13 protein-coding genes are annotated in these 15,847 nt (G+C 75.9%); 7 read left to right on the top strand and 6 right to left on the bottom strand.

What is annotated here, in order from left to right; all coding sequences use genetic code 11:
- Positions 1-56: 56 nt before the first annotated feature.
- Positions 57-494 carry a VOC family protein gene (locus JN535_RS02220; protein ID WP_205201569.1) on the top strand — a complete coding sequence of 146 codons (438 nt, stop codon included), beginning with the start codon at positions 57-59 and terminating at the stop codon, positions 492-494.
- A 27-nt stretch (positions 495-521) separates the two neighbouring features.
- Here JN535_RS02220 and JN535_RS02215 read toward each other — a convergent pair whose 3' ends face one another.
- From JN535_RS02215 to JN535_RS02205, 3 genes are all read right to left on the bottom strand, one after another.
- On the bottom strand, positions 522-1,457 hold the full coding sequence (locus JN535_RS02215; RefSeq protein ID WP_307868098.1) for a Ppx/GppA phosphatase family protein: 936 nt from the start codon (positions 1,455-1,457) through the stop codon (positions 522-524).
- Between the two features lie 98 nt (positions 1,458-1,555).
- A complete protein-coding gene (locus JN535_RS02210; RefSeq protein WP_205201559.1) occupies positions 1,556-4,258 on the bottom strand; it encodes a GH92 family glycosyl hydrolase in 2,703 nt (900 codons plus the stop codon).
- Positions 4,259-4,482: 224 nt separating this feature from the next.
- Positions 4,483-5,895: a glutamyl-tRNA reductase gene (locus tag JN535_RS02205; protein WP_205201558.1), complete on the bottom strand. Its 1,413-nt coding sequence runs from the start codon at positions 5,893-5,895 to the stop codon at positions 4,483-4,485.
- Positions 5,896-5,945: 50 nt separating this feature from the next.
- On the opposite strand from JN535_RS02205, the gene hemE reads away from it, so the two are divergent.
- The 6 genes from hemE to hemL all read left to right on the top strand — a co-directional run bounded on the left by hemE (position 5,946) and on the right by hemL (position 13,315).
- Positions 5,946-7,106: a uroporphyrinogen decarboxylase gene (hemE, locus tag JN535_RS02200; RefSeq protein WP_205201556.1), complete on the top strand. Its 1,161-nt coding sequence runs from the start codon at positions 5,946-5,948 to the stop codon at positions 7,104-7,106.
- Complete coding sequence (locus JN535_RS02195) at positions 7,103-8,584, top strand: protoporphyrinogen/coproporphyrinogen oxidase (protein ID WP_205201554.1); 1,482 nt, start codon at positions 7,103-7,105, stop codon at positions 8,582-8,584. The genes hemE and JN535_RS02195 overlap by 4 nt, the downstream gene beginning before the upstream one ends.
- A gap of 174 nt (positions 8,585-8,758) precedes the next feature.
- Positions 8,759-9,859 (top strand): hydroxymethylbilane synthase, encoded by a 1,101-nt coding sequence (gene hemC, locus JN535_RS02190; protein WP_205201550.1) that lies wholly within the window; start codon positions 8,759-8,761, stop codon positions 9,857-9,859.
- Positions 9,856-10,872 carry a uroporphyrinogen-III synthase gene (locus JN535_RS02185; RefSeq protein WP_205201549.1) on the top strand — a complete coding sequence of 339 codons (1,017 nt, stop codon included), beginning with the start codon at positions 9,856-9,858 and terminating at the stop codon, positions 10,870-10,872. Before hemC ends, JN535_RS02185 begins: the two co-directional genes overlap by 4 nt.
- Positions 10,869-11,903 carry a porphobilinogen synthase gene (hemB, locus tag JN535_RS02180; protein WP_205201547.1) on the top strand — a complete coding sequence of 345 codons (1,035 nt, stop codon included), beginning with the start codon at positions 10,869-10,871 and terminating at the stop codon, positions 11,901-11,903. Before JN535_RS02185 ends, hemB begins: the two co-directional genes overlap by 4 nt.
- The gene (hemL, locus tag JN535_RS02175) at positions 11,900-13,315 is read left to right on the top strand and encodes a glutamate-1-semialdehyde 2,1-aminomutase (RefSeq protein WP_205201545.1); all 1,416 of its coding nucleotides are present in this window, start codon (positions 11,900-11,902) and stop codon (positions 13,313-13,315) included. Before hemB ends, hemL begins: the two co-directional genes overlap by 4 nt.
- A 41-nt stretch (positions 13,316-13,356) precedes the next feature.
- Here the strand turns inward: hemL and JN535_RS02170 are convergent, their stop codons facing one another.
- The 3 genes from JN535_RS02170 to JN535_RS02160 all read right to left on the bottom strand — a co-directional run bounded on the left by JN535_RS02170 (position 13,357) and on the right by JN535_RS02160 (position 15,804).
- Positions 13,357-13,950: an HdeD family acid-resistance protein gene (locus JN535_RS02170; RefSeq protein ID WP_205201543.1), complete on the bottom strand. Its 594-nt coding sequence runs from the start codon at positions 13,948-13,950 to the stop codon at positions 13,357-13,359.
- A gap of 139 nt (positions 13,951-14,089) precedes the next feature.
- Positions 14,090-15,190, bottom strand: coding sequence for a DUF2330 domain-containing protein (locus JN535_RS02165; protein WP_205201541.1), 1,101 nt, complete (start codon positions 15,188-15,190; stop codon positions 14,090-14,092).
- Positions 15,191-15,321: 131 nt separating this feature from the next.
- A complete protein-coding gene (locus JN535_RS02160) occupies positions 15,322-15,804 on the bottom strand; it encodes a hypothetical protein (RefSeq protein ID WP_205201539.1) in 483 nt (160 codons plus the stop codon).
- Positions 15,805-15,847 lie beyond the last annotated feature (43 nt).

The raw sequence follows: 15,847 nt of genomic DNA, 5'->3' as shown, positions 1-15,847 counted from the left end.
CGGCCACCCGGCCGCGCGGACCGCCGCCGCCGGACCGGCGGCACGAGGAGGACCCGATGCTCACCCTGTCCCACACGACCGTCTACGTCCTGGACCAGGACTCGGCCAAGGAGTTCTACACGGGCGTGCTCGGCTTCGAGCTGCGCGACGACGTCTCGATGGGCGCCGAGCTCGAGGGCGCGGGAGCAGGCTTCCGCTGGCTGACCGTGGGCCCGAAGGACGACCCGAGCCGGACGATCATCCTGTCCGACTGCGCGATGGGCCGTGACCCGGAGTCCGCCGCCCAGCTGCGCTCGCTCGTCGCGAAGGGCTCGATGGGCGCGGGCGTCATGGAGACCGACGACTGCGAGGCGACGTACCGCGAGCTCAGCGCGAAGGGCGTGACGTTCCGCCAGCCGCCCGCGCACCGCCCGTACGGGATCGAGGCCGTGTTCGTCGACGACTCGGGGAACTGGTTCAGCCTCACGGAGCGCACCGCGCCGCCCGCTCGCTGAGCCCCCGGCCGTCGGCGCGGGCGGTCGTCAGCTGTGGTCGAGCCGGCGCAGGATCGCGCCCTCGCGCAGCGCCCACGGGCAGATCTCGACCTCGTCGACGCCGAGCGCGCGCATCGTCTCGACCGCGACGACGCCGCCGGCGACGATCTGGAACGTGCGTTCGGGCGTGATGCCCGGCAGCGCGGTGCGCCCCTCCGCCGTGATGCGCGCGAGCCGCGGCACCCAGTCGGCGAGCTGCGAGCGCCGCATGCGCCACCGGTCGTCCGGGCCGACGGCCTCGGTCTGCATGCCCGCGAGCCGCGCGAGGGAGCGGAACGTCTTGGACGTCGCGACGACGTGATCGGGCGCGGGGAGCGCCCGGAACGCCTCGACGGTGGGCGCGAGCGTCGCGCGCACGTGCTCGCGCAGCGCCTCGACCTGCTCGGGCGTGGGCGGGTCGTCGGGCAGGAACGCCATGGTCATGCGCCCGGCACCGAGCGGGAGCGACGCGGCGAGGTCGGGCTCCTCGTCGACGCCGGAGGCGATCTCGAGCGAGCCGCCGCCGATGTCGAGCACGAGGAGACGCCCCGCGGCCCAGCCGTGCCAGCGCCGTGCGGCGAGGAACGTCAGGCGCGACTCGTCCTCCCCGGACAGCACGCGCACGGGCTGGCCCACGCGCTCGCCGATCGCGGCGAGGACCTCGGGTCCGTTCGTCGCGTCGCGCAGCGCCGACGTCGCCATGGGCAGCATCTCGTCGACGGCCGACTCGCGCGCGAGCGCCATCGCGTCGTCGACCGCGGTGAGCATCGCGGCGACGCCCTCGGGCGACAGCGAGCCGTCGGGCCGGAGGTAGCGCATGATGCGCACGACCGTGCGCGCCCCCGCCGCCTGCACGGGGCGCGCCGCGTAGGCGGCGTCCACGACGGCGAGGTGCACGGTGTTCGAGCCGATGTCGAGGACGCCCAGACGCGTGGTGGTGCTCACGCCGCGAGCCTAGCGGCGCGGCGAGGGCCGCCGTCGGGCGGGGTGCCCGACGACGGCCCTCGTCCGGTGCGCGGCGCGCACCCGCGGTGGCGTGCCGCTCAGTCGCAGGCCAGCGCGTCGTACGCCACGTCGATGGCGGAGGTCGCGCCGTCCGCGGCCACGACGGTCACGGTCGCCGTGCCCGCCTCGACGGACGTGGAGCGCGTCGTGAACGACTGGTAGGCGTTCTTGCCCGGCTGGACGTGCCGGACCGTCCGCTCGCCGAACGGGGTCGTGAGCGTCACGTCGACGGGCTCGTCGGCCGTGCTGGTCGCACGGACCGCGACGAACGCGCGGCCGCCGAGGCAGCGCGCGCTCGCCTCGACCTCGACCGGCGCGGGCGGGGCGGCCGCGGAGACCGACGGGATGCGGTCGGCCGCACCGGTACCCCACGTGAGGCCCGCGCTCGTGTCGGACAGGTCGAAGTCGAGCGTGCCGCCGTCCTGCAGCGCCGCGACGTCGAGCCACGCGGCGGTGTGCGCGACGCCGTCGACCTCGAGGCCCGCGACGTAGCTCGGGAGCTTCTCGTTGGCGCCCGCGGCGTCGATCTGCACCGTCGTGCCGGCGTCGGTCGTGAGCGTCGCGGCCTGCACCTTGGGGGCGTTGAGCGCGAGGATGCCGGAGCCGGGCATGACGGGCTCGAACCCGAGCGACGCCATGACGTACCAGGCGGCGAGCGTGCCGAGGTCGTCGTTCCCCACGCCGCCGTCCGGGGTGTCCGGGAAGCGGTTGAGGTTCGCGGCGAGCACGTCGTTCGTCTTCCACGGCTGGCCCACGTACCCGTAGAGCCACGCGTTCATGATCGTGGGCTCGTTGCCCGGGTTGTAGCGGATCGTCGTGTAGTACGAGCTGCCGCCCTTGGCCCACGTGCTCGGCGAGACGCCGGGGTTCGCGGCGAGCGCCGGCTGGTCGAAGTAGTAGTCGAGGCGCTCGACGAACCCGTCCTCGCCGCCCATGACCTCCTGGAGACCGGTGACGTCCTGCGGCACCATCCACTGGTACTGCCACGGCACGCCCTCGTGGAAGCCGGAGCGCGTGACGTCGGTCAGCTCGGGCAGCGTGACGAACTCGCCCGTCGGGCGCTTCGCGTTGACCATGCCCCGGAAGCCGCCGGAGAGCTCGACGTCCGGGTTCCAGAGGTTGCGCCAGTTGCGGCCCTTGTCGAGGAACGCCTGGCCACCCTCGCGGCCCGTGCGCTCCGCCGCGGCGCCGAGGCTCGCGTCGGCGAGCGCGAGCTCGAGCGTGGCGGAGCCGCCGTGGCGGTACTCCTCGAACTGGCCGCCGAGGCCGCCCTCGACCTCGGGGTAGAACGGCACGTGGCCGTGCTCGGCGTAGAACTCGGTGCTGCGCCGCCCGACGGACGCGACGTCGTCCGGCGGGGTCGTCGTGGCGTTCTCCACGAGGTAGTCCCACAGCTCGTCCGCGATGTCGTCGGGGACGGTGCCGAGCGCGAAGTTCTCCGCGAGCCACGGCGTCACCGGGTCGCCCGCCATGATGTTGGTCTCGAGCGAACCGAGCGACCAGCGCGGCAACCAGCCGCCCTCGACGCGGTGCTGGTACATCGAGCGCACGATGTCCTGCGCGCGCTCCGGCAGCAGGAGCGCGTGCAGCGTCGCCTGCGTGCGGTACGTGTCCCAGAGCGAGAAGTTCTGGTAGTAGTCCCAGCCGTCGGCCTGGTGGACCTGGAGGTCCGTGCCGCGGTACCGGCCGTCGACGTCGCTGCCGATCGTCGGCGACAGCAGCGTCTTGTAGAGCTGGGTGTAGAAGATCCGGCGCTGGTCGGGTGACGCGTCGATCGCGGCACGGCCGAGCTCGGCGTTCCAGGCGTCGCGGGCCTCCTCGCGCACGGTGTCGAACGCGACCTGACCGCCCGCGTCCGTGGCCTCCGCCTCGCGGTTGGCGCGCGCGCCCTCGACGCTCACGAACGACACGCCCACGCTCACCTCGACGTCGCGGTCGGTCGTGGTGTCGAACACCGCGACGGCACCGTTGTTGCCACCCGCGACCTCGCTCGTCGTGGAGCCCGCGACGTAGCGTGCGTCGGTCCCCCACGTACCGCTCGACGCGACCGGACGGTCGAACGTCGCACTGAAGAAGTACCGCTGCTTGTCCGGCGTGCCGCCGCAGAAGCCGCCGTTGTCGACCCAGCCCTCGAGCGTGCGGTCGTCGACCCACGTCACCGAGCTCGCGCCCGCGTCGCGCAGGGTCTGGCCCACGTTGAACGACAGGTGCGACGTCGTCGCGGCGGGGAACGTGTAGCGGTGCGCGCCGACGCGCGTGGTCGCGGTGAGCTCCGCGTGCACGTCGTTGGCGAGCGTCACCTCGTAGAACCCGGCCGACGCGTGCTCGGTGCTCTGCTGGTCCTTGATGGCGATGAACGAGCGCGACGTGCGCGGGGTCGCGCTCGTGTCCGGCGTGACGAGCAGCTCGCCCGCCGCGGGGCAGCCCGCGCTGTTGATGTGCCGGTGGCTGAATCCCCACACGCGCCCGGCGTTCGTGCTGTACGACGTCGAGGCGTAGGAGTTCGTGTTGTCCGGGCTGAGCTGGACCATGCCGAACGGCACGGTCGCGCCCGGGTAGGCGTTGCCCTCGCTCTCGGTGCCGACGAACGGGTTGACCTCGAGCGTGAGGTCGGCGTCCGCGGCCGCCGTGACGGTGCCCTCGGCGCCGGGGGCGGCGCCCGCGGCGGCGGGCAGCAGCGTGCCCGGCGCGACGGCGAGCGCGAGCCCCGCGGCGAGCAGGGCGAGTCGTGGTCGTCTCATGCCATGTCCTCTTCGACGTGCGACCGGGCGTCGTCGCCCGGGGCGCCCCGGGTCCGTCGAGCAGGTGCCGCCCGTGACCGCTCGTGGCGGGGCGACGGTGCTCCTGGTCGACGACGGGCGTCCGTCGGCCACTCTCTCCCGGCTATGACTGCGCTGTCAATTGCGTGCCCCGGCGAACTGCTCGGCCGGTCGGGGAGGGCGCAGCGCCGAGGCCGGGTGGCTCCTCAGCGTGCCGCGGGTGCGCGGAGGGAGCCCGGCCTCGTCGGCCGTCCCGTGCCCGCCGCCTCGTCGGCGAGCGCCTGCGCGTCCGCGACGACGGCGCGCTCCTCCGCCTGGGCGGCCGCGACGGCCTCCGCGCGAGCCGCGACGATCGCGCGGTGCAGGTCGGCGTGGATGCGACGTCGCACGTCACGCGCGATCTCGTCGGCCTCGTCCGGCTCGACCGGGTCGCCGTCCGCCTCGCGCAGCGCGACGACGTCGGCCACCTCGAGCGCGATGCGCCGCTCCGCGTCGGCGAGCAGCGCGACGACCGCGGTGTCCGCGGCGCGGCCGAGCCGCGTCTCCTCGAACGCGCGCGTCGCGTCGTCCACGATCGCGCGAGCCTGCGCGACGAGCTCCGACGCGATCGACGGCGAGTGCGCGGCGAGGGTGGCGAGGTCGTACAGCAGCACACCCTCGACGTCCGCGACGCGCGGGTCGACGTCGCGGTGCAGCGCGAGGTCGAGCACGACCATGGGCCGCGCCTCCGGCTCCTCTCCCGCGCGGACGGCGGCGCGCTCGCGGGCCCGGACCACCGCGGCGGCGTCGAGCACGTGCTCGATGGCCTGCTCGCGCCGGGCGGACGCCGCGCCGGGGTCGCCGGCGAGCGTGCGACCCCGCGCGCCGCTGCACGACACGACGAGGTCGGCGTCCTCCAGCGCCGCGACGAGGTCGGTCACGGCCTCGACCCCGCGCGCGGCGGCGAACTCCTCGGCGCGCCCGGACTGCGAGTAGACGCGCACGTCGTCGCACCCGAGCGCGCGCAGCGCCGCGAGGCTCGCGCCGGCGTACGACCCGGTGCCGATGAGGACGGTCCGCACCTGGGGCCACGGCGGCAGCTCGGCCGCGGCGAGGTCGAGGCCCAGCGCGACGACGGAGCGGCCCGCGCCGCCGAGCGTCGTCTGCGTGCTGACCCTCTTGGACGTGCGCGACGCCGTCTGGAACAGGAGCTCGAGGGTCGAGGAGGTCACGCCGTCGGCGTGCGCGGCCTCCAGGGCGCGCTTGACCTGGCCGGCGATCTCGCGCTCGCCCACGACCATGGAGTCCAGGCCTGACGCGACGGCGAACAGGTGCTCGGCGACCTCGGTCCCGGCACGCGTGCGGAACGAGGCGAGCGCCTCGGCCGGGTCCACGCCCGACGCGTCGGCGACCATGCGCGCGACGTGCTCGGTCGCGTGCTGCACGCCCGTCCCGTCGAGGGGGGCGTCCACGTCGAGGTACAGCTCGAACCGGTTGCACGTCGCGAGGACGACGGCACCGGTGATCACGTCGCACGCCGCGACCGCCGAGCCGCCGATCGAGTGGGCCCCGGTGGAGAGTCGCTCCAGGGCGTCGAGGTCGAGCTCGTGGTGGCTGGCCGTGAGGGAGAGAAGAGCCACAGTGCCTCCGATTTAATCATTCCCGCGGGAGGGAGGCAGAATCGGTAGCTGTGATTCCTGTCGCCCTTTCCCCGGGCCATCCCCTGACCGACGGCCGCACGGACCGCTCCCCGCTCGTGCAGGCCCTGCGCGCGGGCACGACGGGAAATCGCCCGGAAATCACACCGGTGTGGTTCATGCGCCAGGCGGGCCGGTCGCTGCCGGAGTACCGCGCGGCCCGCCAGGGCGTGAGCATGCTCGACTCGTGCCTGCGCCCGGACCTCGCGTCGGAGATCACGCTCCAGCCGGTCCGCCGGCACGGCGTGGACGCGGGCATCTTCTTCTCGGACATCGTCGTGCCGCTGCGGCTCGCGGGCGTCGAGGTGGACATCGCGCCGGGCGTCGGCCCGGTGATGGGCCAGGCGTACCGGACGCCCGACGACGTCGCGCGCCTCGTGGAGACGGAGCTCACCGAGGAGTCGCTCGCCCCGATCCGCGAGGCCGTCGCGCTGACCGTCGACGCGCTCGGCACGACCCCGCTCATCGGGTTCGCGGGCGCGCCGTTCACGCTCGCGGCCTATCTCGTGGAGGGCCGGCCGTCGCGCGACCACCTCGCGGCGCGCGCCCTGCTGCGCGGCGACCCGGAGACGTGGCAGCGCCTCGTCGACTGGGCGGCCGACCTCACCGGCACGTTCCTGCGGACGCAGGTCGAGGCGGGCGCGAGCGCGGCGCAGCTCTTCGACTCGTGGGCCGGTTCGCTCTCGCTCGCGGACTACGCGGCGGGCGCCGCCCCGGCCAGCACGCGCGCGCTGACGCACGTCGCCGACCTCGGCGTCCCCGTCGTCCACTTCGGCACGGGCACGGGCCACCTGCTCCCCGCGATGCGCGACGCCGTCACCGCGGCCGGGGTGCGGGACGTCGCCGTGGGCGTCGACTACCGCACGCCGCTCGACGACGCCGCCCGGCTCCTCGCCGACGGCCACGCCCCCGTCCCGGTGCAGGGCAACGTCGACCCCGCGCTGCTCGCCGCGCCGTGGGACGTGCTCGAGGCGCACGTGCGCGACGTCGTGCGGCGCGGGCGCACCGCGCCCGGGCACGTCGTGAACCTCGGCCACGGGGTCCCGCCGGACACCGACCCGGACGTCCTGACGCGCGTGGTCGGCCTGGTCCACGCGCTCGGCGCAGACTGGACGGGACGGGACGACGCGCACGAGGAGGCGACCCGACGGTGAGCAGCGAGCCGACGACGTCCCGCACCTCCCCCGGGACCGTCCCCGAGGAGGTGGACGCGGTCGTCGTCGGCGCGGGCGTCGCGGGGCTCACCGCGGCCCGGACCCTGCGCGAGCAGGGGTTGCGCGTCGCCGTGCTCGAGGCCGCGGACGTCCCCGGCGGGCCCGTCCGCGGCGGGGACCTGCCCGGCCTCGACGGCGTGCGCGTCGACCTGGGCGCCGAGTCCTTCGCGGCCCGCGGCACCGCCGTCGGCGATCTCGTCGCCGCGCTCGGCCTCGACGTCGTCGAGCCGTCGGGGGCGGGCGCCTGGGGGTATGCCGCCGGCCACGCCTACCCGCTGCCCCGCGCCGGCGTGCTCGGCATCCCGGCCCACCCGTGGTCCCCCGACGTGCGCCGCGCGGTCGGGGTCGGCGGTGCGCTGCGCGCGAGCCTCGACCGCGTCCTGCCCCGCCGTTTCACGGACCTGCGCACCCTCGAGACGTTCGCGCGGTCGCGCATGGGGACGCGCGTCACGGAGCGCCTCGTCGCGCCCGTGGCAGCCGGGGTGCACTCGGCGCCGCTCGACCGGCTCGACGTGGCGGCGGTCGCGCCGGGGCTCCGCGAGGCGTTCGAGCGCGAGGGCTCGCTCGCGCGCGCCGTCGCGTCGCTGCGCGCGCTCGCGCCCGCGGGGTCGGCCGTGCGTGGGATCGACGGCGGCATGCACCGGCTCGTCGAGGAGCTCGCGGCCGGCGCCGACGTGCGGTTGCGCCACGAGGTCACGGAGATCGCCCACCAGGACCGGGGCCACGGGCCCTCCGACGGCCGCGAGGCCTCCAGCTCCTGGGTCGTCCGCGCACAGACGTCCGAGGGCCCGCTCGAGCTCGCCGCGCCGCGACTCGTCGTGACGACCCCGGCGCTCGTCGACGCGCTCGGCCCGCTCGTCGGCACCGCGGCGGACCTCCTGCCCGACCCGGAGCCCGGCGCGGACGTCCGCCTCGTCACGCTCCTCCTGCGTGCGCCCGAGCTCGACGACGCGCCGCGCGGGACCGGCCTGCTGGTCGCCCCGCCGCACCGGGACGCGGGCCGCGCCGCGCCGCCGTCGGACGTCGAGGCGAAGGCGCTGACGCACTCGACGGCCAAGTGGCCGTGGCTGCGCGCCCGCGTGCGCGGCACCGTCGGCCCGGGCCACCACGTGGTGCGGCTCAGCTACGGGCGCATCGGTGCGACGACGGAACCGGACCTCGACCGCGTCGTCGCGGACGCCTCGCGGCTGTTCGGCGTGGACCTGCACGGCCGCGTGCTGGGGCACCTCGTGACGCGCTGGAACGGCGCGCTGCCCCCGCCGACCCCCGCGTTCCGGCGCGAGGTCGCGGCGTTCGTCGAGCGCGTCGACGCCGTCCCCGGGCTCGGGGTGACGGGGGGCTGGATCGCCGGCACCGGGCTCGCCGCGATCGTCGGGCACGCCCAGGAATGTGCGCGGCGCCTCGCCGTCGCGCGGTGAGGTCACCCTGACCAGAATCCCGAGAAAGGGGTTCGGAAAATCCGCGGGAATTGTCCTGACGCATTGTCCGGACGTTCCTGACCGGATGTCAGGACCGCGTCACTCCTGCCGGCATTTCCCCCGCCGTGACGTGCGCATTTCCGTGCACCGCCGAAGTGGGGAGAGACTGGGACCGTGACCCCTGCAGGTACCCCTCCCCTCCGCGTCGGCACGCGCGGCAGCGCGCTCGCGACCACCCAGACCGGCCACGTCGCCCGACGCCTCGAGGAGCTGACCGGTCGGGACGTCGAGATCGTGCGCATCCGCACCGACGGCGACGTCCTCACCGGGTCGCTCGCCCAGATGGGCGGCACCGGCGTGTTCGTCACCGCGCTGCGCGAGGCGCTGCTCGACGGCCGTTGCGACGTCGCGGTCCACTCGCTCAAGGACCTGCCGACCGAGCCCGCACCGGGGCTCACGGTCGTCACGCCGGAGCGCGAGAACCCGCGCGACGTGCTGTGCGCGCGCGGCGGCCTCACCATCGCGACGCTCCCGCGCGGGGCGCGCGTGGGCACCGGGTCGCCGCGCCGGGCCGCGCAGCTCCGCTCCGTACGGCCGGACCTCGACGTCGTGGACATCCGCGGCAACGTCGACACGCGCCTCGCCCGCGCGCTCGGCCCCGACGCCGACCTCGACGCCGTCGTGCTCGCCTACGCGGGTCTCGCACGGCTCGGTCGGCTCGACGCGGTGTCCGAGGTGGTCGACACCGCGATCATGGCGCCCGCCGCCGGGCAGGGCGCGCTCGCCGTCGAGGTGCGCACGTCGTCGCTCGACGACCCGGTCCTCGCCCGCGCCCTGCACGACCTCGACCACGAGCCCACGCGCCTCGCCGTGCTCGCCGAGCGCGCTCTCCTCGGCCGGCTCGAGGCCGGGTGCGCGGCCCCCGTGGGCGCGCACGCCGTCGTGGAGGACGGCGACGTGGCGCTGACGGCCGTCGTCGCGCGCGTCGACGGCGCCGAGCAGCTCACGCACTCCGCGCGGGCCGCGCTCCCCCCGCGCACCGGGTCGCCCGCGGCCGCCGCGAGAGCCCGGGACGACGTCGCGCGCGGGCTGGGCGCGCGCGTCGCCGACGCGCTCCTCGCCGACGGCGCCGCGCGCCTCGCCCCACTGCGCGAGACCGGGGCGGGCACGCCCGTCGTCGACGCCGCCACCGCGGAGGCCCCGGCGACCGACCGCGCCGTGGAGGCTGCTCGCGAGCAGCTCCGCGACGGCGGCTACCGCGGCGCGGCGGAATGAGCCCCGGACCGCTGCGCGACCCGTCGCGCGGGCCCGCGCCCGTGGTGCCGCCGCTCCCGGCGCGCGGCACCGCCGACGCCACGGGCGCAGCCCGCCGGACCGACGCGCTCGCCGGTCGGACAGTCCTGGTCCCGCGCGCGCCCGAGCGCGCCGGGGACCTTGCGGCGACGCTCCGCGACGCGGGCGCACGCGTCCTCGTCAGCCCGGCGATCGAGCGCGCCCCGGTCGAGGACACCGCGCCCGTCGACGGCGCCCTCGCCCGCCTGGTCCACGGCGACTTCGCCTGGGTCGTCGTCACGAGCGTCAACGCGATCGAGGAGCTCCTCGCGAGCGCCGTCCGCCAGGGCGTCGGCCTCGCCGACGCCGCGCGCCGGGCCCGCTGGGCCGCCGTCGGGCCCGCGACCCGCCGCGCCCTGGAGGCGGTCGGCATCACCGTCGAGCTCGAGCCCGACGAGAACTCGGCCCGCGGCCTCGTCGCCGCGTTCGCTGCCCTCCCCTCAGCAGACCAGGGCTCTACCTCGGCAGGCCAGGGCTCTACCTCGCGAGGTAGAGGCGTGGTCCTGCTGCCGCAGGGGGACCTCGCCGCACCGACGATGCACGACGGCCTGCACGACCTCGGGTACGTCCCGCACGTCGTCACCGTCTACCGCACCGTCACGCACACGCTCGCGCCGGACGTCGTCGCGGCCTGGCGCGCGGGCGAGGTGGACGCCGTCGTGCTCACCTCGGGGAGCGTCGTGCGCGAGGTGGCACGCCAGCTCGGCCCGCGCGACGACGTCGTGGGCGTCGCGATCGGCGACCCGACCGCCCGGGCCGCGCGCGACGTCGGGCTGCGGCTCGACGCCGTCGCGGAGCGCCCGACCGACGCCGCGCTGGCCGCCGCGCTCACCGACGCGCTCGCCGCCACCGGCTCCGCCACCCGCACGACCACCGAGCCCGACGACCCGGCCGACCCCCCGGCTGCCGGCACCACCGGCACCGCCGACCCGACCCCCGAAGGAGATCCCTCGTGACCCACCAGCTCCCGGTCGGGCACCACCGGCCGCGCCGCCTGCGCACGAGCCCGCGCGTGCGGCGGCTCGTCACCGAGACGCGCGTGCACGCGTCCGACCTCGTGCTCCCCCTGTTCGTCAAGGAGGGCCTCGACGCGCCGCGCCCGATCTCGTCGATGCCGGGCGTCGTGCAGCACACGGAGGCGACGCTCGCGGACGCCGTGCGCGAGGCCGCGCGCGCCGGGGTCGGCGGCGTCATGCTCTTCGGCATCCCCGCCGAGCGCGACGCGACGGGCACGCAGGCGGACGCGGAGGACGGGATCCTGCAGCGCGGCATCCGGGTCGCGGTCGAGGCGGCGCGCGAGCACGCGGGCGGCGGGCCGGTCGTCATGGCGGACACGTGCCTCGACGAGTTCACCGACCACGGGCACTGCGGCGTGCTGACCACGGGGCGCGACGGGTCCGTCGTCGTCGACAACGACGCGACGCTCGACCGCTACGCGTCGATGGCCGTCGCGCAGGCGCGCGCGGGCGCGGACGTCGTCGCGCCGTCGGGCATGATGGACGGCCAGGTCGCGGTGATCCGCGAGGCGCTCGACGCCGACGGGTTCGACGACGTGGGCATCCTCGCGTACTCCGCGAAGTACGCGAGCGCGTTCTACGGGCCGTTCCGCGAGGCCGTGGACTCGGCGCTCCAGGGTGACCGCCGCACGTACCAGATGGACGCGGGCAACGCCCGCGAGGGCCTGCGCGAGGCGGACCTGGACCTCGCCGAGGGCGCGGACATGGTCATGGTGAAGCCCGCCGGGTCGTACCTGGACGTGCTCGCGGCGGTCGCGGAGATGTCGCCGGTGCCGGTCGCGGCGTACCAGGTGTCGGGCGAGTACGCGATGATCGAGGCCGCCGCCGCGAACGGCTGGATCGACCGGCGCGCCGCCGTCACGGAGTCGGTGCTGGGCATCAAGCGCGCCGGCGCCGACGTGATCCTCACGTACTGGGCGACGGAGCTCGCGGGCTGGCTGGACGAGAACGACGGAAGGACGCGGGCATGACGGACACTGGAGGCTTCGGGACGGCGGAGGCCGTGCAGGCGGAGAACGCGGCGCTGTTCGGCGCGCCGGGCGCGGGCGGGGCGGACAACCACGCCGCGTTCGTGCGCGCGCAGGGCGTGCTGCCGGGCGGCGTGAGCTCGCCGGTCCGCGCCTACGGGTCCGTCGGCGGCGACCCGCGGTTCCTGGCCTCGGCCCGCGGCCCGTACGTCACGGACGTCGCGGGGCGCGAGTACGTGGACCTCGTGTGCTCGTGGGGCCCGGCGCTGCTCGGTCACGCGCACCCGGACGTCGTGCGCCCGGTCCAGGAGGCCGCGGCCCGCGGGCTGTCGTTCGGCGCGCCGACGCTCGGAGAGGTCGAGCTCGCGGAGGAGATCCGCCGTCGGGTGCCCGCCGCCGAGCGCGTGCGCCTCGTGTCCACCGGCACCGAGGCCACGATGACCGCGATCCGCCTCGCGCGCGGCGTGACCGGGCGGGACGTCGTCGTGAAGTTCGCCGGCTGCTACCACGGGCACGTGGACGCGCTGCTGGCGGAGGCGGGCTCCGGCGTCGCGACGCTCGCCCTGCCGGGCTCGGCGGGGGTCACCGAGGCGTCGGCCGCCGAGACGCTCGTGCTCCCGTACAACGACCTCGCGGCGGTCGAGGCGGCGTTCGCGGAGCGCGGCTCCGAGATCGCGGCCGTCATCACCGAGGCGTCGCCCGCCAACATGGGCGTCGTCCCGCCCGCGGAGGGCTTCAACGAGGGCCTGCGCCGCATCACCGCCGCGCACGGCGCGCTGCTGATCCTCGACGAGGTGCTCACGGGCTTCCGCGTCGGGCCGAGCGGCTGGTGGGGCCTCGAGAACGCGGTCCTGCGCGGCCAGGGCGCGGACGGCTACACGCCCGACCTGTTCACGTTCGGCAAGGTCGTGGGCGGCGGGATGCCGGTCGCCGCGGTGGGCGGTCCGGCGAGCGTCATGGACCAGCTCGCGCCGCTCGGTCCCGTCTACCAGGCGGGCACGCTGTCCGGGAACCCGGTCGCGGTCGCGGCTGGCCTCGCGACGCTGCGCCTCGCCGACGACGCGGTCTACGCGCGCGTGGACGAGGTCGCGGGCGTGCTGTCGTCGGCCGTGGGCTCCGCGCTCGACGCCGCGGGCGTCCCGCACCGCGTGCAGCGCGCGGGGTCGCTCTTCTCCGTGTTCTTCGGCGACCTCGCCGCGAGCGCCGGCGTGCGCGACTACGCGCAGGCCCAGGCGCAGGAGGCGTTCCGGTACCGCGCGTTCTTCCACGCGATGCTCGACGCGGGCGTGAGCCTGCCGCCGTCGGTGTTCGAGGCGTGGTTCGTCTCCGCGGCCCACGACGACGCCGCGGTGGCCCGCATCCTCGACGCCTTCCCCGCGGCCGCCCGCGCCGCCGCGGAGGCCGCCCCCGCCTGATCCCGCGGGCGCCCGCCCGACCCCGGCGGGCGCCCGCGGGATCAGTACGTCGCGGCCTTGCCCGCCCGCCGGCCGAGCGAGCGGATCTGGACGCCGAACGCGATGAGCATGACGCCCCAGAGGATCGCGAAGATCGCGAGGACCCAGACGATCGACACGAGGCCGGCGTCGACGTTGAACAGCACGAGCAGACCGAAGACGAGGCCCAGGAGCCCGGCGAAGACGCCCCAGCCCCACCCGCTGCCGGGGACCTTGCGCAGGTCGAGGCTCGCGACGGTCTGGAACAGGCCGTAGACGACGGCCCAGAACCCGACGATCCACGTGAGGACGATCGCGGTCTTGCCCGGCCACACGAGCAGCACGATGCCGACCGCGAGGCTGAGCACGCCCATGGTCACGAGGAACGCGGTGCCGCTGCCCGTGCCACGGCGCCGGACGCCCTCGACGATCTCGACGATGCCGTCGACGACCGCGAAGATGCCGATCACCCAGATGATCACGGCCGCGGTCTTGTCCGGCCACGCGAGCGCGACGATGCCGAAGAGGATGGCGAGCACCCCGCGGAGCACCGGCCAGTACCAGACCTGCCTCGCGGTGGTGGAGAAGGCGGTGAGGATCGGGTCCTGCGTCGTCATGGTCACTCCCCCGTGCTCGGTGACGGGTCGGCTCACCGGCGGCTCGGGGCCCGTGTCGCCTCCCGCTTCGCCTCCATGGAACACCCGCAGGTCCTGCGTGTCGCGGCGAACCGCGCGATCCGACCGCTCGCGGCGAGGGTCAGGCGCGGGCGGGCCGTGGCGCGAGCGCCGGCGCGGGTGCGCGGCGGCGTCGGCCCGACCAGATGACGAGCGCCGCCAGCGCGAGCACGCCCGAGAAGGCGAGGACGGGGCCGGCGAAGAACGGGCCGATCCGCTTGTCGGCCACGACCGCGTAGGTGGGCGTGTACGCGACGTCGGCGGCGGCCGGCTCGAAGGAGAAGTCGGAGACGATCTCCGTCCCGGGGTCGGTGAAGACCTGCTCGTGCGACGTGACGAAGCTGCCGGCGGCGAGGAGCGCGGCGAGCTCGTCCGAGCTCACCGACGCCGGGTCGACGCGACCGGCGAACCTGACCGTGGGCTCCTGCGCGGCGGCGGTCGCGTCGGTGCGGTCGACGCGGTGGTCGGCCAGCACGTACGTCCGTGTGCTCTGGGTGCCGTCCGCGACGGCGGACATGCGCATGGGGTAGACGAGCGATGCGCTCGCGAACGTGACGCGCAGGGGCTGCAGCGTCCCGTCGAACGCGGCGGCCTCCTCCGGCGCCAGCCGGGCGGCGACGAACGACCAGCCCTCGCTCACGTACGGCGCCAGCGCGGACCGGACCGACTCCGGGAGCTGGAACTCCCGCTCCGTGAGCCACGCCCCGAGCGCACCGGCGTCGGTCGCGCCGAGGGTCGTGACGTCGAGCGGGCCGAGCCGGACCTCGTCGAGCACCGCGACGCCCGCAGCGCCGGCCCCGTCGGCACCGGCCCCGCCGAACCCCAGCTCGGGCCACCACCGGTGGTCGGAGACGACGGCGCGGGGCTGGGTCAGGTCGTCGAGCTCGCGGAACACCTCCGGGTCGGCGAGCGCGACCTCGGCCGGCGCCGGGGTCGGCAGCAGCAGCCCGACCTCCGGCGCGTTCGACAGCGCGTCGAGCTCCACCAGCATCGTCTCCGTCGTCCCGTCCCACTGGAGCACGGCCGTCTCCTGCGAGACCGACGTGTCGTACGCGGGTCCGTCGACGAGCCCGCCGCACGCGCACGCGACGGCGGGTGGTGCCGCGACGACCGCCCCGCCCGCCAGTGCGAGCGCGACCGCCGCCGCGCGGACCGCCCGTCCTGCCCCCGCTCCCCTGCCCATGCTTGGGAGGTTAGGGGTGGGCCCGGGGCCTCGCGCGCCGAGCTCCGAATCGTGATGGGGCCGTGACAGCACCGTGACCCGGGCTGCCCCGACCAGGCCGTGGACCGCCGTCGGGACGGCTCGGCCTGCCGTCAGGCGACGGCCGCGCTCACACCGAGGTACACCAGGACGCCGAGCACGACGGCCCACGCCGTGACCGCGACGACGCCCCACGCGAAGACCCGGGCGCGCGGTGCGCCGAACCCGACCATCGCGGCCGCGGTGACGTGGCTCGGCAGCAGCAGGGGCCCGAGGAGGCTGACGCCCGGCACGCCGTAGCGGTCGAAGACCTGGCGCATCCGCTGCCGCTTGGGTGACCTCTCGGCGGTGCGCCCGCGCGTGACGCCCGAGCGCGCGGCCCCGATGAGCCAGACGACGACCGCCAGGGCGATCGCGTTGCCGACCACGGCGGCGAGGATCGCGACGACGGGGTTGACCCCCGCGACCACCCCCAGGACCGCGGCCCCCTCGGCCTCGACGTAGGGGATCGCGCCGGCGACGAGGACCCCGATCCAGCGCAGCAGGGGCGGGAGGTCCTGGGTGAGCTCCTGGAGCCCGGTGACGATGTCGGACATGGGGTGTGCGCCTCTCGTGGGTGGTGCCTCCAGCCTCCCGTCG

It is taken from the genome of Cellulosimicrobium cellulans (genome assembly GCF_016921195.1).
GTDB lineage: Bacteria > Actinomycetota > Actinomycetes > Actinomycetales > Cellulomonadaceae > Cellulosimicrobium > Cellulosimicrobium cellulans_F.
The sequence above is the reverse complement of the archived record's forward strand: the minus strand, read 5'-3'. Positions and strand labels throughout refer to the sequence as shown.

Coding starts and splice junctions, on each gene's coding strand:
- JN535_RS02165 (WP_205201541.1), bottom strand. CDS start 15,190: ATGGGCAGGGGAGCGGGGGCAGGACGGGCGGTCCGCGCGGCGGCGGTC.
- hemL (WP_205201545.1), top strand. CDS start 11,900: ATGACGGACACTGGAGGCTTCGGGACGGCGGAGGCCGTGCAGGCGGAG.
- JN535_RS02220 (WP_205201569.1), top strand. CDS start 57: ATGCTCACCCTGTCCCACACGACCGTCTACGTCCTGGACCAGGACTCG.
- JN535_RS02170 (WP_205201543.1), bottom strand. CDS start 13,950: ATGACGACGCAGGACCCGATCCTCACCGCCTTCTCCACCACCGCGAGG.
- JN535_RS02185 (WP_205201549.1), top strand. CDS start 9,856: ATGAGCCCCGGACCGCTGCGCGACCCGTCGCGCGGGCCCGCGCCCGTG.
- JN535_RS02160 (WP_205201539.1), bottom strand. CDS start 15,804: ATGTCCGACATCGTCACCGGGCTCCAGGAGCTCACCCAGGACCTCCCG.
- JN535_RS02210 (WP_205201559.1), bottom strand. CDS start 4,258: ATGAGACGACCACGACTCGCCCTGCTCGCCGCGGGGCTCGCGCTCGCC.